This window comes from Pedobacter sp. A2324, from assembly GCF_059693705.1.
The window spans coordinates 279,712-305,908 of sequence record NZ_JCASSK010000006.1; the positions used below are offsets into that span (position 1 = coordinate 279,712).

At 37.4% G+C, this 26,197-nt stretch carries 20 protein-coding genes; 4 read left to right on the forward strand and 16 right to left on the reverse strand.

Annotated elements, in window-relative coordinates; all coding sequences use genetic code 11:
• Positions 1 to 6 precede the first annotated feature (6 nt).
• The 3 genes from AC570I_RS18390 to AC570I_RS18400 are packed head-to-tail and all read right to left on the reverse strand — an operon-like array spanning position 7 to position 5,875.
• Positions 7 to 1,365 (reverse strand): RagB/SusD family nutrient uptake outer membrane protein, encoded by a 1,359-nt coding sequence (locus AC570I_RS18390; protein ID WP_497406631.1) that lies wholly within the window; start codon positions 1,363 to 1,365, stop codon positions 7 to 9.
• 12 nt (positions 1,366 to 1,377) lie between these two features.
• Entirely contained in the window at positions 1,378 to 4,557 is a 3,180-nt protein-coding gene (locus AC570I_RS18395) for a SusC/RagA family TonB-linked outer membrane protein (RefSeq protein WP_497406632.1), read from the reverse strand.
• Between the two features lie 19 nt (positions 4,558 to 4,576).
• Positions 4,577 to 5,875, reverse strand: coding sequence for a redoxin domain-containing protein (locus tag AC570I_RS18400; RefSeq protein ID WP_497406633.1), 1,299 nt, complete (start codon positions 5,873 to 5,875; stop codon positions 4,577 to 4,579).
• A gap of 603 nt (positions 5,876 to 6,478) precedes the next feature.
• Between AC570I_RS18400 and AC570I_RS18405 the strand changes: the two genes are divergently transcribed.
• Positions 6,479 to 6,712, forward strand: a complete 234-nt coding sequence (locus AC570I_RS18405) for a helix-turn-helix domain-containing protein (protein ID WP_497406634.1) — start codon at positions 6,479 to 6,481, stop codon at positions 6,710 to 6,712.
• Between the two features lie 134 nt (positions 6,713 to 6,846).
• On the opposite strand, the gene AC570I_RS18410 is transcribed toward AC570I_RS18405, so the two are convergent.
• The 4 genes from AC570I_RS18410 to AC570I_RS18425 all read right to left on the reverse strand — a co-directional run bounded on the left by AC570I_RS18410 (position 6,847) and on the right by AC570I_RS18425 (position 17,548).
• Entirely contained in the window at positions 6,847 to 8,085 is a 1,239-nt protein-coding gene (locus AC570I_RS18410; RefSeq protein WP_497406635.1) for an AbiH family protein, read from the reverse strand.
• Positions 8,086 to 8,141: 56 nt separating this feature from the next.
• The gene (locus AC570I_RS18415; RefSeq protein ID WP_497406636.1) at positions 8,142 to 9,410 is read right to left on the reverse strand and encodes a putative phage abortive infection protein; all 1,269 of its coding nucleotides are present in this window, start codon (positions 9,408 to 9,410) and stop codon (positions 8,142 to 8,144) included.
• On the reverse strand, positions 9,407 to 14,356 hold the full coding sequence (locus tag AC570I_RS18420; protein ID WP_497406637.1) for a DEAD/DEAH box helicase: 4,950 nt from the start codon (positions 14,354 to 14,356) through the stop codon (positions 9,407 to 9,409). Before AC570I_RS18420 ends, AC570I_RS18415 begins: the two co-directional genes overlap by 4 nt.
• A gap of 300 nt (positions 14,357 to 14,656) precedes the next feature.
• Positions 14,657 to 17,548, reverse strand: coding sequence for a DEAD/DEAH box helicase (locus AC570I_RS18425; RefSeq protein ID WP_497406638.1), 2,892 nt, complete (start codon positions 17,546 to 17,548; stop codon positions 14,657 to 14,659).
• Between the two features lie 601 nt (positions 17,549 to 18,149).
• On the opposite strand from AC570I_RS18425, the gene AC570I_RS18430 reads away from it, so the two are divergent.
• Positions 18,150 to 18,926 (forward strand): hypothetical protein, encoded by a 777-nt coding sequence (locus tag AC570I_RS18430; RefSeq protein WP_497406639.1) that lies wholly within the window; start codon positions 18,150 to 18,152, stop codon positions 18,924 to 18,926.
• A gap of 61 nt (positions 18,927 to 18,987) precedes the next feature.
• Here AC570I_RS18430 and AC570I_RS18435 read toward each other — a convergent pair whose 3' ends face one another.
• From AC570I_RS18435 to AC570I_RS18445, 3 genes are all read right to left on the reverse strand, one after another.
• Positions 18,988 to 19,119, reverse strand: coding sequence for a hypothetical protein (locus AC570I_RS18435; RefSeq protein WP_497406640.1), 132 nt, complete (start codon positions 19,117 to 19,119; stop codon positions 18,988 to 18,990).
• A 217-nt stretch (positions 19,120 to 19,336) separates the two neighbouring features.
• Entirely contained in the window at positions 19,337 to 20,086 is a 750-nt protein-coding gene (locus tag AC570I_RS18440) for a hypothetical protein (protein ID WP_497406641.1), read from the reverse strand.
• On the reverse strand, positions 20,058 to 20,444 hold the full coding sequence (locus tag AC570I_RS18445; protein WP_497406642.1) for a hypothetical protein: 387 nt from the start codon (positions 20,442 to 20,444) through the stop codon (positions 20,058 to 20,060). Before AC570I_RS18445 ends, AC570I_RS18440 begins: the two co-directional genes overlap by 29 nt.
• 483 nt (positions 20,445 to 20,927) lie before the next feature.
• Between AC570I_RS18445 and AC570I_RS18450 the strand changes: the two genes are divergently transcribed.
• Together AC570I_RS18450 and AC570I_RS18455 are read left to right on the forward strand one after the other, a co-directional pair.
• Positions 20,928 to 22,622: a hypothetical protein gene (locus AC570I_RS18450; protein WP_497406643.1), complete on the forward strand. Its 1,695-nt coding sequence runs from the start codon at positions 20,928 to 20,930 to the stop codon at positions 22,620 to 22,622.
• 12 nt (positions 22,623 to 22,634) lie between these two features.
• Complete coding sequence (locus AC570I_RS18455; RefSeq protein WP_497406644.1) at positions 22,635 to 23,090, forward strand: hypothetical protein; 456 nt, start codon at positions 22,635 to 22,637, stop codon at positions 23,088 to 23,090.
• Between the two features lie 128 nt (positions 23,091 to 23,218).
• Here AC570I_RS18455 and AC570I_RS18460 read toward each other — a convergent pair whose 3' ends face one another.
• The 6 genes from AC570I_RS18460 to AC570I_RS18485 all read right to left on the reverse strand — a co-directional run bounded on the left by AC570I_RS18460 (position 23,219) and on the right by AC570I_RS18485 (position 26,142).
• Positions 23,219 to 23,668 (reverse strand): DUF3037 domain-containing protein, encoded by a 450-nt coding sequence (locus tag AC570I_RS18460; protein WP_497406645.1) that lies wholly within the window; start codon positions 23,666 to 23,668, stop codon positions 23,219 to 23,221.
• 63 nt (positions 23,669 to 23,731) lie between these two features.
• Positions 23,732 to 23,920 carry a hypothetical protein gene (locus tag AC570I_RS18465; RefSeq protein ID WP_497406646.1) on the reverse strand — a complete coding sequence of 63 codons (189 nt, stop codon included), beginning with the start codon at positions 23,918 to 23,920 and terminating at the stop codon, positions 23,732 to 23,734.
• A gap of 24 nt (positions 23,921 to 23,944) precedes the next feature.
• Entirely contained in the window at positions 23,945 to 24,484 is a 540-nt protein-coding gene (locus tag AC570I_RS18470) for a hypothetical protein (protein WP_497406647.1), read from the reverse strand.
• A 197-nt stretch (positions 24,485 to 24,681) separates the two neighbouring features.
• Positions 24,682 to 25,467, reverse strand: coding sequence for a hypothetical protein (locus tag AC570I_RS18475; RefSeq protein ID WP_497406648.1), 786 nt, complete (start codon positions 25,465 to 25,467; stop codon positions 24,682 to 24,684).
• Between the two features lie 362 nt (positions 25,468 to 25,829).
• On the reverse strand, positions 25,830 to 25,997 hold the full coding sequence (locus tag AC570I_RS18480; protein ID WP_497406649.1) for a hypothetical protein: 168 nt from the start codon (positions 25,995 to 25,997) through the stop codon (positions 25,830 to 25,832).
• Positions 25,990 to 26,142: a hypothetical protein gene (locus AC570I_RS18485; RefSeq protein WP_497406650.1), complete on the reverse strand. Its 153-nt coding sequence runs from the start codon at positions 26,140 to 26,142 to the stop codon at positions 25,990 to 25,992. The genes AC570I_RS18480 and AC570I_RS18485 overlap by 8 nt, the downstream gene beginning before the upstream one ends.
• Between the last annotated feature and the right edge of the window lie 55 nt (positions 26,143 to 26,197).

Consider the following 26,197-nt stretch of genomic DNA (forward strand, 5'->3'; position numbering starts at 1 on the left):
TTCATTTTATGGATTTTGCACCATCCCCGAAAGTTGTATTATATCTTCAGGTATAGCCAAAGCATACCGTAAATCATTGGGAAGCATAGTATAAGTTGTACCTTTTAAAACCCGAGTCAGTGTAATTGCCCGCCCTTCTTTGTTCAGCCGTTTCAAATCCGTCCAGCGTAAACACCTCATCAATAATTCCTTTCTACGCTCTGTAAGCACTAATTCGAGGGCGGTCTCTGCAGTTGTTGCGCTCAAAGCAACATAGGTCCCCGTTTTAAATCGCGTAATAAGCAGGGTATTCATATCTTTCAAACACTCCGTTATTTTACCATGCCTGGCGTAGCACTCAGCCCGTATCAGGTACATTTCATCTACGGCAATACCCGTAAACAATCCCGATGTTCCTTCGTACCCACCTTTAAAAGCGTAACTTTTATCCGTGTTGGTTTTAAAAAAGGCTACTTTCCTTAAATCATTGGCATTATACAGGGCATAAATATCTTCCAAAATTTTGGCTCTTGTAGGACTAACTGGCGTAGCTACCGGAGCATAACTCTCTGAAACAACTTCAGTATTCAGTCGCGAAAATGGATAAGTCGCACTGCTGGTTATGCTGTTATAATTCAATAATGTAGAGCGTAGCTGCAAACAGGAATCAGCATATAATTCAGCCTGACTATAATCTCTCATACTCAGATAAACCCTGGCCAGCATTCCATAAGCACTCGCTTTGGATGGTCGGAAAGCTGTTGAAGTAGCAGAAGGTAAATTGGTCGCCGCCAGTTTCAAATCATTGATTAACTGGCTATAACTCTCTGCTAAACTCGCCCGTGTTGATGACTCATTAAAATTATTGTTCAAACGTAAGGGTATGCCTAAATCAGCTGTTGCGGTTTGTTCATCGTAAGCCTTAGCCCATAAACTAACTACTTGATAAAATAAACGGCCACGGTTAAAGTATGCCTGCCCCGCAATGTTGTTCCAGGTGTTTTCCTGACCTTCCTTTTCGATTTTAGGTAAATCAGTCAGCACTTCATTGGTGATGTTTATAGCACGGTATAAGTCACTCCAGTCATTAAATGATGATGGAAAAATATAACTCTTCTCCCACAAATACATACGCCGATAATTCTCGGCACTCAGTGCTGTCCATACCGCATCATTCAAATAATAATCTCCGCTGCTCACTTCTCCGGCAGAGGCATCCCGTTCCACCATGTAAGATTGATTATCCAAAAGCGCCTGCAAATCCGTCAGAGTATTAGGTACCGTGTACGATTTAACAGTTTTCTCATCCAAAAATTTCTCACAGCCATTGCTCAATACCAAAACAAGCAAACCAATCAGGCTATATCCAATATATATCTTTTTCATGTTGATGATCCTTTAAAAAGTTGTCCTTAATCCCAGCGACAATGTTCTACCTTGCTTAATAGCTGTCATGGCCTGGTCGGGGTCAACCCTTTCTTTAGTGGCCTTCCATAAGATGCCAACGTTGCCTACATTTAAAAAGCAGTGCACATCCTTAACCGGAAGCCACTTCATTTTTTTCTTTTCCAAATCGTATCCCAAAGCGATATACTGCAGCCGGATATGATCGCCTTTCTCTACATTAATTTCCGATCCCGCATAAAAGCCATCCCTTGTCGAACTATAAGGATAAGCAGTAGAAGGAACGTCGGTATTGATTTCATCACCCACCTTTTGCCAGCGATTGGAATAATCAGCACCCACCACTTTGCCACTATACAAAGCCAGGTCACTTACGGTATTTTTCCTGAAGTAATAACCGAACTTGTAGAGCAAACGCAAGGTCAAGCTTAACCCTTTGTAACTAAATGTATTCCCCATTGATCCATAAAATGTAGGTAAAGCAGGCCCGTGGTAAACCAAATCTTCCAGTGCAGTGCCGCTACCCGTCAGCAAAGCATATTCTTTACTCACCACACCTTTTACATAGCCGCGCGGATCACCTGTAGCCGGGTCAAGTCCAGCCCATCGGTAAGAGTAAATACTATATACCGGCTTACCAACTAAACCAGTAATACCAACAGTCGTACTCGTGCCTACAAACGTACTTCCGGTATACGTCGTTAAATAATAGTCCGTTACCTCATCTCGATAAAAGCTCATATTCAATTGCGTAGTCCATCTAAAGGCACCATTCAGGTTTAAGCTGTTCAGTTCCACATCTACCCCTTTACCTTTCATACTGGCCAAATTTTTCACAATGCTGCTTCCAGCGCCACCTGTATAATCCAATAGAGAAGTGCCAAACAAATCAACCGCACGTTTCTCAAAATAATCAACACTTCCGGTCAGGCGCTCCCCCTTCACCCTGAAATCGAGCCCGACATTAAACATTTTTACTTTCTCCCATTTTAATTCCGGGTTAGCAAACCGTGAGATCACAGCAGTCTGCGTATTAGTATAGGTATTAATATCCGAATACGAAATCTGGGTATAAGCCGATTTACCCTGATCGGTATTCCCGCTTACCCCGTAAGTCATCCGCACCTTCAGGTAAGGCAAAACATCCACATGGTAAAAAGGTTCCGATGAGGCAATCCAGCCCAGCCCGCTGCTCCACAAGGGGTTCCATTTCTCGTTGGTATTCACACCATATAGGTTCGAAGCATCACTCCGTACACTCATTGAAACCAGATAACGCGCCTTAAAAGTATAGGCAGCATTACTGTAAAGCGAAACAAAACGGTTTGTCGTTCCCGATATGCCGTCCACGTTTGGGATAAACTGACTACTACCGGTAACAATAGTCGGGTAAGCGGTGCCATAATCTACAATGCCAACCCGCCAGGTATCATCCACAAAACCATACTTCCGGTAAGTTTGGCTGCTTCCTGAAATATTGCGCCGCTCTGCTCCGGCAATAACTGCCAAACTGTGATCTTTCCAGCTTTGGTTATAATTCAGCTGACCGCGCATATCCTCACTGTTTAACTGTGCGTTATTCTCTGTTCGTATCCCGCCTTTAGGCACTTTATACACAGCATCACTTCCCGTCGGCAACTGTGTAAACCAGTTTACCATATTTCTCGCTGCATAGCTGTCAGCATCCTGAAGGGCAACACCGTTAATCCACTGTCTTTCAAATCGATATTTAAAATCCGCAGTAAATCCCTTAAACAATTCATACCGCAGACCAATATTTGCCGTAACATCCTGTGTTAAGTCGGTATTACTATCATGCAGATAATCCGTTAAAGGATAATACTTCCAGTCCAGAAGCTTGCCACTGCCTGCCGTTGCCAGATAACTTAAACTATACGTTTTCGCAATAGCTAAAGCATTTCCATCTGAATCGGCCAGCTGGGCATAAGGATAAAGTCCCGTACTGTTTAACACGCTATAACTGTTATAAGCAGTTTTGCCCGACTCGCTATTCGAATAAGTATAATAAACATCCGAACTCAGCTGCAAGCCTTTAATAGGTGTCCAGCTATTTTGATACCGTAGGTTATAACGGTCAAAGCGGGCAGCCAGGTTATCTTTGTTCCGGTCATAGCCTCCCGAAAACAACCAGCTATAAGCACTGCTACCGCCTTGCAGGCTCAAAGCATATTGCTGATTCAGTAAAGGCTCATAAACGCGCGATATTAACTCGTTTCGCACATCAATTCCTTTCCAGCTATTGAGTTGCGCATCTACGCTCGCAGCACTGGCCTGCCCGTTCCTTTGCTTTAGCAACAGCTCCACCACCGGCGAAAGCGCCGGATGCGAGGTTGAATTAATCTGCGTATCATAATAACCCTTTGCAAATACACTACGTTCAAAATCGATATAGTCTCCCGAGCTCATCAAATCCTGATAAAACAGATCGGGCTTCTCTCCCAGCGTATAGGCTACATTCAGGCTCACTTGCAATGGGCTGTTAAGCTTTCCCTTTTTGGTCGTAATCACAATCACACCATTCCCTGCCTTTGCACCCCATATTGAACTGGCCGCCGCATCCTTTAAAAACGAAATACTTTCCACCTCATTTGGGTTCAGGTTATCCAGGTCTCCCTCATACGGAAAGTTATCCACTACAATCAGCGGACCGCCAATACCTTGTATAGTACTAATGCCTCTAATGGCAATACCACCAGTTCGGCCACTGGTGCGCCGGTCAACCGAAATCGAATTGCCCACAGCTTCCAGCCTGCTTAAAATATCGGTACTTTGCTGCTCATTAAACAGCTTCGCATCAATCCGGCTAAACGACCCCGTAGCCCGCTCCTTTGGCAATTGCTGATAACCTGTCGATACCTGCACATCATGCAGCTGCAAACTTGCTTCCTGTAAAGTGATGAGCAAAGCTTGCTTCATTGGTAATACTACCCTTAACTCTTGTGTTTTGTAACCAAGCATACTCACCCACAAGTCAACCGTTTTCACCTTAACCTGTAAGCTAAATGCGCCCTGCTCATCAGTTTGCAAAGCCTGTTGACTAGGCTTAATCCGCACCAAAACACCAGCCAATGGCTTTCCATCAGTGGCAACCACTTTACCACTCAACAAGCCCTGCGCCATGCCTTTCAACCCGAATAGGCAAAGCACAATCATAAATAATAATTGCCGCATATTATTCACCCTCCTGTTTCACAACCGTCATCACTTCCAATTCCCGCTTTGCAGGTACCAGCGAAAACCCTATATCCCCCAACTGCCTTTGCAAATCCTCCAGTTTTACACTGGTCAGGTCGAAGTTGATACCTTCCTTCCATCCCGTTTCATCAACAATCACCGGTAAGCCATTATTTTCATCATTCAGGTAGGCTGTTAAATAAAGTAATTTTGCATTCCTTAGCTTCTTTTCACCAACCTCTGCCAGGGTATTCACCATGCGACTCTCAGCTTTCACCTTTCCGCTTTCCGCTTTAGTCTTTCCGCTTTCACCTTTTAGCTTTCCCAAAACCAAACAAGGCATCAAACGCTTTTCAATTTTAACCAGGTACCCACATTGATCATTCACCAACTGCAGCATCTTCTTAGATAAAAGCGCTGTGTCCCGCTTACTCATGGTGATGCTCATGGTATATTCATGACTGTAAAACCAGGCTGTCCTCGATTCTCCTGTTAGCTTACCATAAAACAAATCCAATGAATCAGCACCACTAATCAAAATGCGTTTACCACTATAATCTTTAATACACCTCCGGGCGATTCTTTCCATTATGGACTTTAAGGGTTGGTTCGACCAGGTTATTCCATAGCTTCCGGGTATGTCAATTTCCATGTTAGATGCACCCGTACCTTCCAGATGCCCCTTCAATAAAAGCGAATAGTTTAGCAGTCGGTTAGTGGGCAAAGCTTCAGAGGCAAACAACGGCTTACTCAAATCCTGATCAATCTTCATTTCAGCATCAAGCTTGCCCGTAGTGATGAATTTAGCAATGCTATCATCACTCATCTTCTCAGCACTGCTAAACCCAACAACCACACCGCGTTGGTTAATCCATACCTCATGGGGAATAAGTTCATGTTTGAATAATAAATTCAAATAACTTCCCGCAACCACCGTCGGAAAAGCTAATGGCTCTTGACGGGTAAAAAACTGATCAATCCTGGCTTTGCTTTCTTGCGATACTCCTAGAATCTGCAGCTCGCCTTCAAACCTTTTCTGCCACACACCCAATTTCGGAAAAGCCTTTATACACGGTACGCAACTCACTCCCCAAAAATCCAGTATAATCGCTTTTCCCCTATAAGCCGCCAAAGTTTGCTCGCTGGTTACACTCCCGTTCCGCACCAGCATCTTCTCCGTCCAAAACCGCTCCGGTACCTTGTCTCCAATTTTCAACGGCACTACCTCTTGTGCACAAAGGCTAAAGTTTAGACAAAGCAAAGCCACTACGATGGTTATCGTTATTTTTTTAATCATAAAAGTTTAGTTTATTTTTTTTTAATTAGTTATCATACCATTATCCACTCGTATAAAATAAGGCTTCGCCCACTCCCACCATTATTAAACTTAACGGGAATGAAAAAACCGGAGCAGTACGAAGCCCCATAATATTTAAACCGGATTCTTCGGCTTCAACGCATACAAATAATCAAACGGACACTCAACGGGATGAATAACATAATGGAAATGATTTAAAAAAAAATCGAACACAAAAGCAGGTATCGCCCAGGGATGGGGCAATTGAAAATACTTTACCTGTGCTGCCTTTTGGTTCATGCTCGTATGGGATATACGAGTCTTGCTTGGATAGTAGTACCTGTGGGGCTGCATACCATCACCACTAAAGGTTCTGACGCCTTACGTTGAAATGGTTTCACAGCAGCACCCACAGCTACTTCAATGCACTAATATAGCACATCCAAACAAACTGTGGGCATTAATCTGCTGTCTTGCTTCAACGGCGTCAGATTTTGTGGTTGCAAGACTCTTATTAATACCTAATTACAATACTCGAATATACAAATACTTAGCTATAACTAAGAATAAAATAGAGAAAAAAGTAATCCCTTGCGATAAGTAATGGGAGTAAAATCAAAATTTGAATTAGCAGTCGTGGAAAACGTTAAGCGCAAAAGGAATGAGCTTAAAAAGCCTCAATCTTATATTGCTATGATTTTGGATGTTACCGACGGTTACATAGGGCAAATAGAGAGCCCGAAATCAAAAAGCATGTATTCTTTAGATCAACTAAATATCATTGCGATGGATTTAGGTTGTAGCCCAAAAGATTTTATGCCAAATGACCCGATTTAGTTGGTCTAATGAAAGATCCCTTCTGAAACGTTAAATATTTTTCTACTGGTTCGTGCCCTCAAACAGCTTTTTGGTTAAGGTTTCACATATCCAACTTCACCACTTTCTTTTAAACCAAATACTTTGTACTACAGCTAATCCTTAGCTTGCGGAAAAGCATCTTCCTTTTTATAATCAACAATTAGCTTCCTCATATGCCCCTTATTGCTAAAATGTTTACTTACGTTAACAGCTTTATCATGGAAATCGCCATTGTAATGAAACAGCCTGACTGATTTACAATTTTCATGTTCAAATATTTCTTTAAACATGGTTCGATCTGATAAACCACAGGAATGACCCATTACAAAAATTTGGTATTCGCTGCTATTTATGAAATTCAGTAGATTACGGTAGTTAGGTGTACGTAAATACTGATATGATTTAATATGATCAAACAGTTCGTTGTTTCTTTGCTCCTCAAATTCCAGATATTTTTTATCATACTCATCACCAAAACCAAAAATGATTGGGTTATTCGCCTGATTTAACTCCCCATGAATGTAATTTATCTGGCAGCTAGAAAAATGTCTCAACTGCTCTTTCAATTTATCACCATAACTCTTTAAAACATTGGTGTAGTTAAAGTTCAGGAAATATAAATGATGTTTAATCTCCGGGACAATTGTTTTATCATAACCTAAGCTTGCCCTTGCATTATCATATCCCATCAATGGTTCAAAATCAGAAATTTCAAACTTACTGGCTATTGCCTTTAACAATTCAGGAATTAATTTTATATCTGCCAGCTCTTCTTGTAACGTCAGATATTCAGCTAATTTTTGCTTTAAGTAACCAAATTCTCTGTTCAACCTCTTTATTTGCTCATTATCAAACGCGCCATCACTGCTTTTACAAGCTTTAAGTTGATCAAAATATTCATTTTCAATATCCACCCAGTTGCAATCGTGGCAATTGATAATTAAGCGTCTGAGTAAATCAGACAAAACTCGAAATTTAAATGGTTCCGGACGGTAGTCATCTGAATCGTGAATATTAAAACTATTTGAGGTGATAAGCTCATAGCCATACCGCTCGCCGATGTTCATGACATCTTTTATTGTGCCATGCTCAAAACAATTAACAATAAAGTGCGACAAATCTTCTTCAGTAACCTTAAGATATAAATTACCTGGCTTGTGCGTATGTATTGCGCTAATAAAATCATTATAATGAGAAAATTCAATTTTTAATAGCTCATCTTCATACGTTTTAGGAAGGTAACCTGCTTGACCGAGGCATTCCGCTAAGTACCAAATGATGAAATCCTTATAACTGGTATTTAAGCCATGTGCCAAGTCGAAACCGTTTCCAACTATTATTAATCTATTCATTTTGAGACATTAACCTATAATAATTTTCTGAGCGTTTTATAGTTCCACAGCGTTATCTATTTTTCCCAATATTGTTTTGATACCTTTTCTCTTGCTTTTGAAGGTTTTTCAAACTCAAAATCTATCTCGGGATAATAATTGTTTATTAATAAAACATCTTCAAATGGATACAAATCAGGGATGTTTTTTATCATATTGTATTTAGATACAAGCCATTTATCTACACTATTCTTGTCGTTATCTGCACCATCAATTATCCTATCAAATTCCCAGGCCCTCCCCATAAACGATACTGAATTGAGGAAGAACAGATACTGCTCTATCGTAGAAAGCTGCGCTCTAAGTGTTTTGATATAATCATACTTTTCTTCATAGCTAAGAACATCCTTCTCATCAATATATTTTACAGTTTGGAATATGTGCCTGAAATAATGCCCCAATTTGTATTGATGCCCGCCATAATACTTTTTCAGCTTTTCAATATTGTTAAGCTCAAGTAAGGACCTAACGTATGGTTCTTTTGGAGCTTTAATCTCCTCAAGGCTGGGTGTATATTCTTCACTATTATATTTATCTAGTAGTTCAAATGCTGCTTCAAAATCCTCTTCAGATAATTCAGTGCTGTTTATAATATCCCATTTAGTTAATAAATCTTTAGAGCTTGGTTTTAATCGTATAAAACGAAAAATTAATTTTAAAAATTTTTCATTATACTTAATCATCAACCTATTTAATGTTTGATGGTCAACGTGAGACATACCATAGAACACAATTGAATAGACAATGTCCAATCTCGCTAGATTGAGCAAGCAAAGATTTGGCCTGAGAAGACTATAACATCTGATTTTATCTAGATGTTCTAGGTTATATATATCTTCAGGCGTTTTAAGATCAAAAAACGGTTGAATTTCTTCATAGCATTCCTTAATCTGGCCATAAATAAAGTCTACAGCTTTTCGTCCAACTAGATTTGTGTCAACATCGGGAGAATAAGCAATATCATTTAAATTTTCTTTATGCAATTTCACCAATTCAAAAAACCTACTTTCAATTTGAGATTTGATGAATTGCTTTTCTTGTTCTTCTTGCGATTTTGTTTGAGATTTAAAACTTAAATAAATTAATATAAATCCAATGATTGCAACCAAAGTGCCTACTATCCCGCCAAAAAAATCTCCTAGCTGTCCAACGTAGGCCCAAGTTGTTGCGTTAATCGGTTTACAAAAATTTATAAATATTGCTACAACAAATCCTAAAGTAATCCAAACAGATAAACCAAATATCGCATTCATTGATTGCTTGAGGTTTTTCTTACTAATTTTCATCGCTTAAACTCTATCTTAGGCAAGTCATTAACAATATTTACCGTTTGTACACTTACGTTAATAACGCTCAATAGCAAATTCAAGATATAACGAGGTTGCTTATGTTCTTTAGCCCATTCGTTGGGATCATTAGTTATACCACTATCTTTATAGGTATTAATTTGATAACGCTCCATAATCCACTCGATGGCACTTTTACCGTTTACAATATATTCATAAGCTTTTTCTGGAATATTTTCTATGATAATTTGGCTGTTGTAAATAATGGTATTTTTTTCCCCCTTTTTAAGAAAACGCATTTTATCTACTCTATAATTCAAATATTCTAGCTCATCTTTATGCCCTTTTTTAAGCGTTTTTATAATATTTAAAGGCTTGACAAATGTGACCAGCCCGTTATATGGTTCCACACTTTCATAATTTAAATGTAAATCTGCTAAGGCACGGCCTGCTCTGCTAAATGTCCAAAAATCAGGAACACTTTCCACCAATGGTAAACGTGGCAACATCTTCTTTAAATCATTTACAAAGATTCTTATGTATTCCTTACTGTGTAAAAAGCCATATACGTAATAAAAGATATCTTCTCTGGTTACGCTTTTACCGTATTGTTTTTTGGCACGTTCGTAGATAAAATCACTTATCGCATCCCTTCGGATACATTTGCTTTCACTACCCGTATCAAATAAACCTTTCTGCGCAGACTTGTTTTCTTCATAATAATAGAGGGGAAAAACTTGATTTTTTTCAATAGTATCAATTCCAGTAAATTGATTTGTAATAAAAACTGAAAAATCTTTGCTTGCACCAATTCCTGTAACATTTATAGTTATGTTTTCTAATTTTTCAATTGGAAATAATTTTGAATTTAATCCAGGACTTTCAATGAAGTTTTTGTCAAAATATAAATTCTGATTTACGAAAGGTCGGTAAATCCCTTTTTTGAAATAAGATACGTTATATGAATGCTTAATGTTCTTTTTGGCATCGTTTCTTAATGCTCTCGTCCAACTAATTTTTGTTGCGTCACTATTGACAAAATCTTCAACTTCTACTATTGGATTTTTCTTTTTGGCTTCTGTAAAAGCGTCACTTTGTTGATTGTAAAATGAAATCATTTTTTGCATATTTTCAGCAACTTTTTCTTTTGAAAAATTATAAACCCAAGCATCACGATTTGTAGAAATTCCAATCACATTTAAATTAAAAAAACTTTGCGTTTTCAAATCAAATTTCTTCTCTGGTGCTATAGGAATGTAATTATCAAAACCATCATTACGCATACTTATCCAATCGCCATGTTGATTGGGCTGCAAAGTTTTTAACTGTAAATCAGCATTTTCAAAAGTTTTAAGATCTTTAATTATTTTTAACTTTTGTTTGGTGTCTAGATAATCACCTATATCGTGGTAATGTATGTCCGCCTTTTCTTTTTTAGAATCAGGATTTTTCACCAATAAGGTAATGGAAATAGGTGTTCTTGAGCCACTTCCAAAAATTTTTCCACCTTCCTTTCTGCTCAATTCTCCACTTGTACGTTGATTTCCTCTTAAATTAAATACGTAAATAGAAGAGAATTCTTTTTCTAATGATTTTCTAAAACCATCAGTACTATTTCCGTCCAACCAAGACCCATTACTCACAAAAGAAATAATGCCACCGTTGTTTGCGTCTAATCGGTCTGTACTCCAACGAAAAGCTTTTATATAAGCATCATATAAAGACTTATTCAGTCCTGCATTCGATAATTTAGCATACGTATCAGCAATCCGTTTGTCTAATTTTGGATAGTTTTGGTTCTGCGCATTATCATTAGCCGATTTTTGTCCAATAGAATAAGGCGGGTTTCCTATAATAACTCGGACAGGTGTTTTTTGTTGATCTTGTACCCTTTTGCTATTTTGCGGGAACATCTCATCAAAAAGCTGTTCGCCATCTTTGGTTTCGCCTAACTGAAAAGTATCTGTCAAACAGATACCATCAAAAGGATGATAGATCTCTTTGCCAATGCCATCATTGAGGTCAGGAGTTAAATCGTGAAATACATTTTCTATGTTGATACTCGCAATGTAATAAGCTAGTAAAACAATTTCGTTGGCGTGTATTTCCTTTTTGTACTTGCGTTCCAAATCTTCAGGACGTATCACACCACTTTGCAGCAATCGGGTAATAAAGGTACCTGTACCTGTAAATGGATCTAAAATGTGTACATTCTCATCAGAAATATTTCGATTAAATTCTTTTTGCAATACATTAGATACCGAATGAATAATAAAATCCACAACTTCGGTAGGTGTATAAACAATACCTAATTGTTCCACCATTTTTGGGAAAGCTGTTTTAAAAAATTTATCGTACAACTCTAAGATAATTTTCTGCTTTCCTTCGGCATTGTCAATGCCCGAAGCTCGCATTTTCACTGATTCGTAAAAACTCTCTAATGTCTTAACATCTTCTTCAATGGTCTCTTCCTCTAATAAATCGAGCATCTTTTGCATCGATTGGCTCATCGGATTACTTTGAACAAAAGAATAACCTTCAAACAATGCTTCAAATACTGGTTTAGTAATAATATGTTGCGATAACATATCAATAGCCTGCTCTTTCTCTACCGACGGGTTAATGTTTTTACGAAGCCCTTTCAAAAATCCTTCAAATTCTTTTTCATGTTTGGTAGAATTAGTAATGAGTTCAATAATGCGCTTTTTCTGTCGGGAAGCAATTTCACCTACTGATTTCGCCCAATCTTCCCAATACCTGCGGTTACCAACTTTAAGTACCATTCGGGCAAATACAGCCGCTTGTAATTCTTCGAATTGTATCCGTAACTGTTTAGCAATGTCATCGACCGTACCGCCATCGTAACTCCCTTTTTCTATAGGCGTACCATCATCACCAAATTCAAAAGGACTACCTCCTACTAAAATATTTGAAGGTTTGTTTTTATTAAGGTCTATTTTATTGACCGTAGCATTAAAACGATCATCGTGTGCACGTAAGGCATTTAATACTGTCCACACTACTTTGAAGCGTTCGTTATCATCCAATGCATCTTCGGCACTGATAGAAGTCGGTACTACAACAGGTATAATAATATAACCATATTTTTTACCCTCTGCCAAACGCATTACACGCCCAACAGATTGTACCACGTCAATCTGGCTATTACGGGCAGACAAGAACATTACCGCATCTAGAAAAGGAACATCAACCCCTTCACTTAAACAACGTACATTGGTTAATATCCTACTTTCACCATCCTCAATATCTTCTTTTAACCAGGTAAGTAAAGACTCTCGTTCGGTTGCACTCATCGTACCATCAATATGTTTAGAAGCAACCGAAACAGTTTCTTCTTTTTTATCTAGTGGTAACTGGTCTATATAGGTTTCTGATATATCATTTAAGGCCGAAGTATTATCTTTGGAATTTTGTATGTTAGAACAAAAAGCAACTGCGCGCTTCATTGGGTGTGGGTCTGTAGCTTTAATTAATCCTTCATCACCCAGAACCTGTTTCGATAATGCATTGATACAACCAATTAGCTTGGGCATATCAGCCATTCCAATCTCACTTTGTCCATTAGCGATCATTTGTTGAATGGTTGGCGGCACATCATTCTCACTTAAAGTTAAAATAAGTACTTTATAATCAGTCAATAGTTTCTTTCCAACTGCTTCTCCAAATCCAATACGATACATTTCTTCTCCATAAACCTCCGTATCATCCATAGACCAAAGTAAGGCTTCAGCCTTCGCTGCTTTACCTTTGGTTTCATTGTCATACAAACGTGGTGTAGCCGTCATATAAAGGCGTTTTTTTGCCTTTATAAAATCATTATCATGTACACGCGTAAAAGAACTTTCATCCTCACCTGCTAATTTTGTTCCTGTAGTACGGTGGGCTTCATCGCAAATAATTAAGTCAAATGCTGCAAATTCCGGAAAACGTTTTCCAACTTGTTGTTGTGCTTTAGAAATAACTTCTATAGATTGGTAAGTAGAGAAAACAACAGTCATACCTTCATTTGCCTGAGAATTTAATCGTTCAAACTGATGAATAATGCTTGGTACATTAGTGGATGCCGGCAAAGCCAAATCGATAATTGAAGTTGTATCAATATCTTCAGCTTTTTTAGTTTTCTTAGTGATTTCAGGGTCGGAACAGATACAAATGGAATTTATTTTTTCATGCGCTTGTGCACTCCATTCATTTAGTGTTTGGCCTAACAAAGCAATAGAAGGCACCAGAAACAATATCAAGCCCTTACCCCCTGTTTCATTTTCGGCAATACGTAACGAGGTAAATGTTTTACCTGTACCACAGGCCATAATTAATTTCCCTCTATCGTTTGCTTTAAAATATTCGTGGGTATTTTCAAGAGCCGCTTTTTGATGATCTTTCAGTGGATACTTCTTAGTTCGTGCTAATTCACCTGTTATATTATCATCTAACTTTTCCCAATCGACAGGTGCATTTACTAAATCGTGGATATTTATTCTGGAAACAGGTGGATTCTGATTTTTTAAAGATTGTGTCGCGTTATCTGTCCACTTGTTAGTGGTAGAAATCCAAAGACGCTGGGTAAAATTTGTCGTTTTTAAAGTATTAACATCTTTAAAAGACCTTCCAGAAGTAGACATAAATGTATCTACAGCTTTTTTATCAATAGTAGTATCCTCGTGAAAACATTTACACTGGATAGCCCAGTGTTCACCATTAATTGTTAATGCGACTAAGTCAATTCCCGTATCATTTCCTCCTAAATCCATTTTCGAAGGAAACTCATTCCACAACCATACCTTCTTCAAAAGACTAGCGTATCTAGGATCTGTTAATAAATAAGCCTTCATTAAGCGCTCAAAACGTCCGCCCTTATCCTTTTGTGAGAAGGATATTTGACGATATTTTTCTAAGACATTTTTGAAGTTAGATGTATTGGGCATAAAATTTTATTATAAAACGAGGCTAAAATTAACAAAGTAAAGTAAATGAATGGATTATTAAGGTCCACATTTATTTTGTAAGATTGATTTCAATTTATTAGGATGCCATGCACCAAAGTTAACGGTTTATTGTATTTAAACTAAACTTTCAAGATTGTATAATTGAATTAGGTTTCGAATATATGCATCATTAATATTCGATATACCAGCGAATAATTAATACAGAATTTCAAGCGATCTTTTTAAATAAAGATCTAAATCGATTAAGAAAAATTCCAAAATTTACAAAGTTCATGGTATCTAGGCTGAACACAAAACCCTAAACTTAAGTTGATCCCCTTGCTCAATAAAACCTTCTGTGGCCGAAAGAAGTTCATTTATTTTATCATCTATCTTGACTTTAGATAATCCAGGTTGCACAGCAAAAATTTTGAACTTAAACATTTTATTTTTAGAATATAAATTATTCAAAATAGCCTCATCACCTAAAATAAATTTGGAAGTGGCAACATTCTTAAGCCTCCATTTCAGTTTCCTTTTCAAAGCATTCACATTGGTATATATACTAGATTTTACTGATTGCCCACACACTTCGTAAAAATCACCTACCCTATTTCCAGTTGCTGCACCACCAGCTCCTTTACAGTGATACAATTCAACTTCAATAGTGTCTTGCTCTTCCTTAATTAAAATATAATCGGCTGTTTCACCCGAGCCATGGTCGTAAATGAGTATTGATGGGGTTCTTGCTTGTAAAACCTCGCTTAGCTTTTCATGTATGTGTTTTTTGCCTGCTGAATTACCTTCAAATTCAGCTTTGATATCGGTATCTGACCAATCTATTGTTTCAAGTTTGTCAGAGTTAATCAAAGTATACTCTCGAGTCATCTTTGAAATAATTTCGTTGAGTCTTAAAGAGGTGAAGTCTTGGAAGTAAAATAATAATGGGTATTCATTGAGGTAATCAGCAATTTCAACCATATTACCTGTTTCTGGATCAACCACCCAAAGCGTGCTATCCCCTCGACTTACAAAAAATTGATCAAGATCAAACGTCATTTCTTGAACAAAAATTTCATTTCCAATTGCAAATTGGATTTCCTTTGCCGTTCCACTATAAATTATGATGTCAAGATCTATAACACTACCATCTAAGATTGTTGTATCTAATTCATAATGGTACTGTAAATTATCTTTATAAAATTTTGAAGGCCAAACCGCAAATATAGGACTCAATGGAATTTTATCCACGACCTTCCTAAAGCTGATCCTATCAATATCTGTGTATGTGCGTATTTCATCAGTACTATTTATTTTTACTGAAAGTACCTTGCACCATACTAGAAATTGGGTAATTATTCCAGAGTAATTACTCCATACCTTGCTAGAGCTACTGTACCCGATGGTTTTAAATTCATTATTTTCTTGCCCGCGTAAAAACATATGACCACCCTCATATAAATTTAATTCATTTGATTTAAGCGCGTTTTGAACGTGTGACCCGGTTTTCATTAGATAAGACTCTGCGTTATTGACTGCATTTTTGTTTCTAAGTCCTAAATTGAACACCTCTGGACTACTCAAGCCTGATATAACCCGATGTACAAACTCCGTTGATAGCTGCCTTGGATTTTCGCCTAAATATTGGGAAGCTATTTGTTTGTAAGTGTCAACCGTTTTTCTTGTTGAGTTGATAAACAACAAATTGTTCTCTTCATCATAAAAAATAATAAAAAGGTTAAAATTAACATTAACCAGTTCGTCAGTTGTCAGCCATCTCGGTTTCTTAACCTCTTTAGTCAGAAACACAGCAACATTAAGTTCAGTACTAACAAAATATTTATCAACGTTATTATCAGGTATGGTAAGTTGTTGTTTAATATCAATTGATTTGCTTACATCATATATCTTTACATGGAAACCTGGCTTTAAAGAATAAAGTGAGACATCTCGATCATCCTCAAAATCAACTGGCATATCCTCAAATGCCTCAAAAGTTTCACGAACCTCTATTTCATTTTCAATGGTTCTTTCACTTATTTCATGAATAATGTCTTTCCAAATTGCACCTTCGGCATAAAGCTCTAACTTCAAAAAATTAATCTCATTAGGTATAGCAATAAATTTTGCTGTTCCGATATTGTCGGTGTTAGTTCTGGCAAACCTCCCTATAAATTGAAGCGTAATAGCTAAAGACTGGTGTGGTTCGTGAATAACACCGATTTTTAAATTGGGAAAGTCAAATCCTTCCCCCAACATATTCACACAAATAATACCGTCCAATGTACCACTTGCCATATTGGCTATGGCATCACTGACTTGCTTTTCAGATTGTGTGCTGTCAACCTGTTTCAATTTAAGGTTAGTATAATTATTATAAAGCTCTAACAATTTTTTAGCATGCACCTTGGTATTTGTCCTAACCAAGATATTATGCTTTAATCCTTTAGCCTTATCAATAGCGAAAGTTTTTTCGGCTAACTTGGCCAAAGTTAAATCGTTCGAATCTTCCAGATATGGAATAGCCGGAATAAAATCAACCGAACCGAAAATGCCATCGTGAAATGCCTTCGAAATCGGATAATTATAAATAAATTTCCCCTTAATTTCCTTTTTATCTCTTCTGAAAGGCGTAGCTGTAAACATAACTTTTTTTGCAGGCTTAAAGTGTTGAATGAGGCTATTCCAGGTTTGAGCCGGGCTGTGATGTGCTTCGTCAATCAACAATAAATCAAATAATTCTTTTGACGGATTCACACTCCATAAATGCACTGGCAATCCAAAAGTCGTAGCTACAACAACATCGTATTGCTCAAGTTCTTCCCACTTTTCCTGGGTGTCAATTTTATTTTTCAGCTCCTTTACCTTTGGCTTTGATAATGTTTCGGGCAAGACAAAATTACTAATAAGTAAATCCAATGAGGCAAACCCGTTGGCTATTTGCTCTCTAACCAGTTTACTTGGGGTAATTACAAGAACTCGTTTCGCCCGTAAAGCAAAAGCTGAAGCCATTAAAACGCCTGTTTTACCTGTTCCGGTTGGCATGACTACGATTGCCGGCTCCTTATCGTGCAAAGTAAAATGGCTGGAAATTGCATGTAATGCACCAATCTGTGCATTGCGAAACCCCTTAACACCACCTTCAGAGATAGGGTACGCCAGTTTTGTATAGTGTTCTGTAAAATACGACATTGAGCATTAATTCAATTAATATAGATAAAATTTCTGTTGACCTAATTTGTAAATATAACTCCACAAACAAAAATCATTTACGGTAAACCATAATTGTAAGATGATAATATATTTATGACATTTAAGTTTAACAATGTATTAGTAAAATTATAAAAAAAATAATCTATTGTTTAGCTTCGTTTCTCAACAATAATCTTTATCTTAGGGTTATGGGTGTTTGAGTACTATACCATCCATTGTGAAAACAAGAACAAAAACCCTCCGCTATCGGTAATATTTTATTGATATGTGAAAAGGAGGGCTTTAATTTGAGAAATCAATAAAGCCCTTTTTATTTTTGTTAATCATAGAATTAAATGATTTGAAAAATTTAGAAAATGTAAGCGGATAAGGCAACGCTGTAATTGCCTGACATATACAACAATCAGGCAATGAAAAGCAACCTTCGCAACTTTTCTGATCAGTACCGCTACGCGGTAAGCAAATTTGTCGTTAACAATCGTCAACCTCAAACTAGGTACGTTAATCCACCACATCCGCCATACTTCCCAGTTGCATTTTAGATATTTTGAACAAACAGTATTTAACTTTTAAAATTCAAATGATGATATACGCAACGATAATAACAGCCATGCTTATTACAGTGTTGAGCCTATGGGATAAAATAGTAGATTCTAATGCAGTTCAGAATCTAAATAATCGAAATATAATCAGAAAAATATTTATCGTAATTTTACTAATCACACTTACCCTTCAAGGTTTCTCAATGTGGAGAGACAACCAAATTAGGGAAAGAAAAGAACAAAAAGAGGCAGAAAAAGAACAACAGCGTGACCTTGAGCAGGAGGCGAAAAGAAATAAGGATAAGGAAAAAGACGTAATGACTGAATTACAGGAGCATTTAGGCCATATTTTCAAAAACCAACCTTCAGCAGATACAATTGGACAAATTGCTGTCCAATCTATAGAGCGCAATAAAAACAAACGAAAACCACACTACAAACCTCATATTAGTACCGACAATGAAGAAGATGAAAATATACCGATAAGTTATGCAGATACACAAATTAAACAGAAACAAATAACTTCTCAGGAAAAGGAGTCTATTGCAGATGAACTTGCTAAGTTAATCGCTGTTTATCATGAGGGAAATCAATCCATACCGATCATAGTCGAAACTGATCCTGAAGTTTATAATACGGCGATTGATCTGCTAAACTTTCTCCGCGAACGCGGTTTTAAAAAAACTGTTATCCGTAAGTTGGAATATGCACATACCGAAAACAATGAAAAAAATTATAAGCTTGAGTTATCCGACGATGAGACAAGATTACCTACTGTAACGATTTACAAAATGGTCGGAAGCTTAGGTAAGTAAATTTTACCCAAAATTTGTTGGAAAATATGTACAACAAATTTTGGGTAAAATTCATTTTATACTAATCCTTCGGTTTATGAATATGCGGTTTCAAATCCGGGTGTTTAGGTTTGGTTTCCGGTAATACCCGCCTTCTGCGATCATCTTTACCATCATCTGTTTTAGGCTTCGGCCCTGGCTTAATAGCTTCCATAAAATATAAAATTAAATAAGGTTAAAGCTAAAAAGCATGTTCAAATATTGTTTACGGTAAACCGTAAAACGGTACGCAAAAATTAAAAATCAGTTCATCAGTTAATCTTCACTATCATATAAATCATCAGTCTCTTCGGGTCTAATATGTGCAATAGAGCCGTGTTTTAGAAACCAATTACTAATCAGGATATGTCGAAAACGATAAAAACCATTCGTCAATTTTCAGCATATATTGCAAACCATTGCAGGGTATCAATGCTAATTTCCCTCTTTAATTTAGGTGCTGTTTTTTGAAGGCGTACATTTATGTAGGCATCTAACAAGCTCTCTGAGCTATTTAAGCTGGCAAAATTGTACATGCCTCTTGCTAAACGGAGGGCTATATGTAGATCAAATGCAGTTTGTATGATACTATAAATTTGCGGATTTGTATCAAGAGCATTTTTAAGTTGGTATGCGGTACCTTTTGCATCATGTTTAATTAGCTTAACCAACTCTTCATTCACATCATCTATAGGTTTAATCTCAATTACAGCTTTAACAGGTGAAGAATCAGCTCCCAACTCAGCTTTTCTAAATTCAGAGATACGTGATGTAATTAAGAAATCAGGACGGTTGGAACCTGTTTTGTGGTGAACCTCGTCAATGTAGTTGTAGAATAGATCGAAATATTTGATATCGCGAAGGTGACTATAATCATTCTTCGGTAATTCATCATAACCATCCAGGATGAGCATAAATTTATTTTCATTTAATAATTCTATACCCCAGGAAGCAGGCACGCCAATATCGATACATCTATCCTGTACTGATTGCTTCAACCATTGATGAAATGCTATATTCATTGTTTCCAAACTCATATCAAATCCATGTAGCTCAAACGTGGATAAATCCAGAACTATCGGTATGCCACCTTTTCTCTCTTCCAATGCAAGCTCACATAAATTGATAGCAAATTTCAGCATCAACACAGATTTTCCAGACCCAGCATTTTCCAATAATGGCCAAGCGCCTAATCTCCTTTCTGTAAACATCTAAGAGCTGATCAAATGAATGAGGATTCAAGCCCGATAACCCATCTACCATAAAGCGTTCACGTATTCTTTTCGGCGATGCATGATCAGCAAACTCTAGGGTTAAATTAATTTCAAATGTAACATCAGCCGCCATTTTTTGATTTAATCGACCTTGATAAACATTTTGAAACCCTTTAACAATTGTTTCTTGTTTCTCATCAAGATTTATTTCTTCGTTTTGAACCAACTTTTCTCTCCAGTCTACTAGTAGCCAGAACACAATAGATATCAATACCCAAATTCCCAAGGCCACGTAGGGCGATCCGTGCAGAAACTTTTCGTTAAAATGCTAATAAGCGTCGCCAATAGGCCCTTCGCCTATGCCTATCCATATCGGCAGGGCCACAGTAACAATTAAACCTAAAAGCTTTGTTTTTGATAATGAAGAGCGTTTTCCCATGGGCAAAAATGAATTGCATTATATTGAAACTGTTAAAGCAAAATACGAAAAATCACAATATTAAATGGTTAATAATTTCCTTTTATAAATTAACCAAATATATCTTTTAGAACCCGGCAACATGTACCGAAATTGGGCTTCGCATCGCGAAAAGGATGCTGAAAATTAATATAAATTATTTCTTTAATAACCTTGCGTTCATTCAGTGCTAATTCCACCTAATGATCATAACGATTATTTTAACAGAAATTTAATACAACCTATTTGAATTAGAAAAAAAACCTTAGTATCTTTAATCATACAAATACCATTAACAATACCTACTTTTCTATGAAAAAACAAAGAACATTTTTCGTCACTTCGTCGACGAGCAAAATCCGTGGTACGACGCGATTTTGTCTTCTTTTGATTGTTGCGATACTTAGCGCACGCTGTGCTAAAGATGTCTTGGAAAAAGAAAACAGTCTTTCAAAAACGCTATCCGCAAATGCTCCAGATTTGCAACAACGACTAGCTGCAATAAAAGAAAGGTTTATTCAGCAAGATTTACAGGAAAAAATTAAGACCGATCAAAGTGAAAAACTGCAATGGATTCCTGATTGGGAAAAACCTAAAATTCAGGTGGTAAACGACAGCGTTTCTTATGTTTTTTACACACTCACGCCAAAAGTTCTGATAAATGGAAAGATTGAAAGTGCAAAACAAATACACGGGAAAAATTATTTGATGGTCAAAAATGAAACAGAATTCTACAAAGCATTTTATTACGATCCAAATGTTGACCCAAATGAGAAAATTGGAAAGGAGACCAAAGAATTTAGTTTAAAAGCATTCACAGGTAACTTGCTACTGACCAGCTTGCAGGGTGGCCCAAACTATTTACTTGATTATGCAAATGGAAGCCTGAGTGCTTCATATAAGAAAAAGGGAACTCTTGCAATCAAAAAGATTCAATCGATTGGGGGATCCGTATCATATTGGGAACAACAATGCCATACAGAGGTGAGGAATTGTACCTTTTCATCGTTAAGCCCAAGCTGGTGCGGCGGAAGTGTCAACATAGTTTTTAGCCCTACGTGTAGCTGGCCACCTTCATCATGTGGCGACACCTATTCATTAGTTGATTCTGACGAAGCAGTGATTTGTGAAGATGTGTGGTTTCCGGATCCTCCAACGGACCCCGGCGATGGAGGTGGGTCAGGTGGAGGTGGCGGTGACGGAGATACCGGTACGAATCCTCCTAATATAGAAGTAAAGCAAGACTCTCTGCTGAAACATTATCCATGTATGGTAAAGGAGGTTTTAACTAAACTAGAGGCTAATCAAACATATGGAAAGCTAGTTCAACCTTTCCGTAAAATACAACTTCCAAACGGAGGGACTTTGGAAATGCAAGGGTTGCCGAATTTAACGTATGACTTTTCCGCACAGGATTATGGAGGAAGCACAACCAACTATAGTTTGGGAACAACAAGTGATTATGCGGGAACGAGTTCCACTATTCGTTTCAATAGTTCAGCGATAAGTAATGCCTCACAGCTTTTGTTACAAGCTGCTGCTATACACGAGACCGGTCATGCTTATGCCAACTACTATATAAAAGCAGGCCAATATGGTTTTCCAGTCGACACCACAAGATATGATACCTGGGCAATAAACATCGTAAATTTTGAAAGTGTAGCTAATAGTTCTGTACAAGGTGGTAATTTCAATGACCATTCGATTTTCCTTGAAGAATACTTTGATAACTTTTGGGGCATATTAAAGGAAGTTAATGGAACAGCGTATACCGATAAAGAATATCAAATGGCTGCACTCTACGGATTAAACAATCCGGGTGCCGCTCCCGCCAACCCTGTTATAGGAGGCATTAATATCTATGACATTTACAAAGGAATGTTAAATAAATCTTTCGACAACATAAAAACAAAATATGGAATTACTGATTCTGAATTAAATACGTTTAATTTGGATAATCTTGTTAATGTTCCCGCCAATAAGAAACTACCGACAACTTGTCCATAATCCATGATAGCTATGAAAAACATAATAATTTTGCTAACCCTTCTAATTTCCGTCGCATTTAACGTATCTGCACAGGATGCAAACAAAAAGATCTACTACTTAGCCGACACCATAAATATATCGAAGCCTAATCAAACAGTTAAAATAGAAACCATAAGTTTTTTTGAACACCACTTTACGTTCTTCTGCAAATGCATTTCACCGTTCAAAAACTATGTACGCTTTTCATACATAGAAAAAAAAGGCCAGCCGAAAGCTGACGTGCTATCAAAAAAACCTGATCATCCTTATTTGAGTTTCAAAGAATTGATGGATATTGCGGCAAAGCAACAACAGTCGATTACTGAAGCTTATGACTTATACATCACAGAAGTTTTACCCGGCAACAAATTTAGAACAAATAAGGTTAAGTTTGCCATAGAGCGTTTATCTACAAAGGATGGAGTGCTTGTAAAAGACAAATACTAAATAAAGGTTTAATTAAATGATTACAAATAGTTAAGCACATAACGCAGGTGTACATCTTCTGTACACCTGCTTATATTACTTCCAGCTTTTATAATTGTACCCAACAATTACAACTAAGTTTCCCCTCATTAAGGCCATCTGAAGCCATTCTCAAACTTTAAGTCTGCAACACGATCATAATACATAAAATAAGAACGATACAAGTGTAATTTCAAATGCCTAAAATCGTTAAAATTACGCATCGAAATCTTAACCCTTCCAAATTGTAGTTTTGTCGAATGTGGCATCAGGAATTCGCTATCGATAAATTCCTGAAACGAAGCGGGGCTGTTCCACCAGTCTTTTCGCTCTTTGGCAAGTCCTTGAACCCGTGTTTGAAAATATTGGTAGTAGCGGTTGATCATTCCAATTTCCACATCTGGATAAATTAATTCCAACCGTTTTAGATCATTCGGCCTAATAAATACAAATACCTTCATAGGAGCAGAATGTACGAGTAGGCCGATATTGATTAATTCATCTAAATCTGATGTATGACGGTATTGTAGCAAAGTGTAGCAATAAGAATAATGATTCATAACGTTATGGATTAAGATGATCAGAATTTGGTCGTTCAGCTTCTCGCTTGATGATTAAATGTATTAGCCTTTAGGGTTTATATTACATACCAACTTACCGGAAACAAGCACATAAATGGTAGTTCGCTTTACGATCAAGGCGATTGAGTCCACCGGAACACCATATGACGCTGCGAAATGTTGCTCAGCTTTTTCGATAAAATACATAAATGAACCGACTTCAGGGCGGGTAAAATATCTTCGTTTAGACATGTTTGCTTAATGCTTGGTTGGACATTACCTATCGAAGTCATAACGATTTACATAGCCTGCATGGTCAAAATCCTTATCCATACATTGAATGGCTGTCAATATCTGCTCGCACTTTCTACCGTCTTTTTGTTCATAGTTAATAACCAGGTTAACAAAAGCACTGTAGGTTTCAGTTTCATCAGCGTAATAACTAGGTACTTCACATGTCAGTGTAATATTGATATTTTCTCCTTCAGCAACATCCCCAAATGCCACACTGGGGTCAATCAAAGGGACAGTAGTCCAGTTCAATCCCCAGGATTGTGCTCCGTACCAGCTTAATACAACGCCCAATGCAGGTTGCACACTAGCATTTTTTAAACATATTTGGCATTTCACATATGCTATACCATCTAAAAAATCTGCGTTCCAATCCACATCAGCGTACAGGCGAGGCAATACATGCTCAAAAAAAGCAACTTCAGTTCTTATTCTGCCACTTTTAATCAGGCGAATCAGGTAAACCACGAGAAGCATAGTAGCTCCCGTAACAATAAATAAGGTAACAAATAGATAATTAGTCATCCCAGATGATTTAAAATGAAACAATACCTACCAATTTGAGCAGATGTGAACTAGCAATACATTTCTGGGATGTGAAAAAACTCAATAGGGGTTTGAGTAACACTAAAATAATGATAAAAAATTAATTCGGAAAATTTTATTTCTATTGTTTGAAGTATAATTATTGTATAGTTGTTGATGCTCCCGCGATATAGATGTTACCTTAACCAAACCCAAATCCATAACCCTGCATAAAATAACAAACCCAGGCCCATCAATATTCCCATCGTAAGCGCCATGATTTTCCAGAAAGCCACCGGCTTTCGTTTCTGCAACTGCTTTTCCGGAAAATACTTTGCAAATAGAATAGTACCGCCAACAACCACCACGATAACCCCAAAAAACCATCGCATGCGATAAATCATGTCTTTAAAATGAATCCATCTGGCCTTAAGCTGATCACCTGCACTTACTTCAATACTGGTCACGTAATCATTTCCCAGTCCCGATCTGCCTATATTAAGTTTAACCTGCTTTCTGTCTTTGAGATAGAAGAATGCATAAGGACGGGCCTCCATAGTCACAAACCTGCCATCAACCTTTACGCGAACATCGGTGTGATCAAAGCCGGTTTTGCGATGAAATACCTTCTGCACGTCAACCAGGGTTGCAACCTTTACATGCGATGAGCTAAATGCTGCGCTAGCCAGAATATCTCCATTTACAATCATGTAGCCTGTAGCAAAAACACTCAGTAAAGTGAAGATGAAAAAGTAGCCAATCGCACCGTACCATTTTGCAGCTTGGGTAAATACCATTCGTAGCGCAGCATAAAGAGTAAAGGGCGCTAATCCAAGCGCTACCCATGGCCAGAACTGAAACATCCCCCTGTCGCTATACATTACCAGGAAACACCGTGAGCAAAGATAGATGGTTACCCAAAATCCTGCGTAACCCCAAAGGAGCGGCTTTTCGATATTTCTTGAGAAGGTTTTAATATCCATGGATGGCGGCAATTTTGAAAACGTTATAAACCTAACACAGATTTATAAAACTTGTTCATCAAGACCAGCAAAAAGGTTTTCATATTTCAATGTTGCAACTTGTTCCTAATATTTAGTTGGCTAAAGTATAACTGTGGAATATAGTTTACATATTAAATAAATAGCAGATGAGCTCAGCCAGGAAAACACCATCGTCAAAATTTGTAATATTCCAGTAAGTTTTATAACTTGTCGTTCTAATTAATCCCCTATTAGGTACATCCCATTATTCCAGAACGCTTTAGAGAAAAATACCGATAACCAATAAAAAATACGGGTGTACATCTTCTGTACACCCGTTCATTCAAAGAGAATAAAAATCGCTATTTTCTGTGCTTATCGATATACTGCAGCCCCTTGCTTACAAAATAGCTTACGATTGCCCCTAAAGCAGCAAGCATTGTTGTCTGTAACACGTCATTGTGTATCTGCCCGAGTATACTTAATGAAATACCACTAACCACCCCAAGTTTAGTTTCTGAATTATTCATCCCGATCCTGATCAGTAGCCTTTACAAGGCCAGCAATAATGGCAACATAATGTGCAATCTTCAGCACTTTAACAGGCAGCTTCAGTGGAGCTGCGAGCAGCACGCCCGCAGCACTTCCGGCAATGCCCACATACTTCTTCAACACCCGTAGCCAGCCTTTCCCCGAAGGCTGAACTACATTTTCATCTGTATTAATTTCT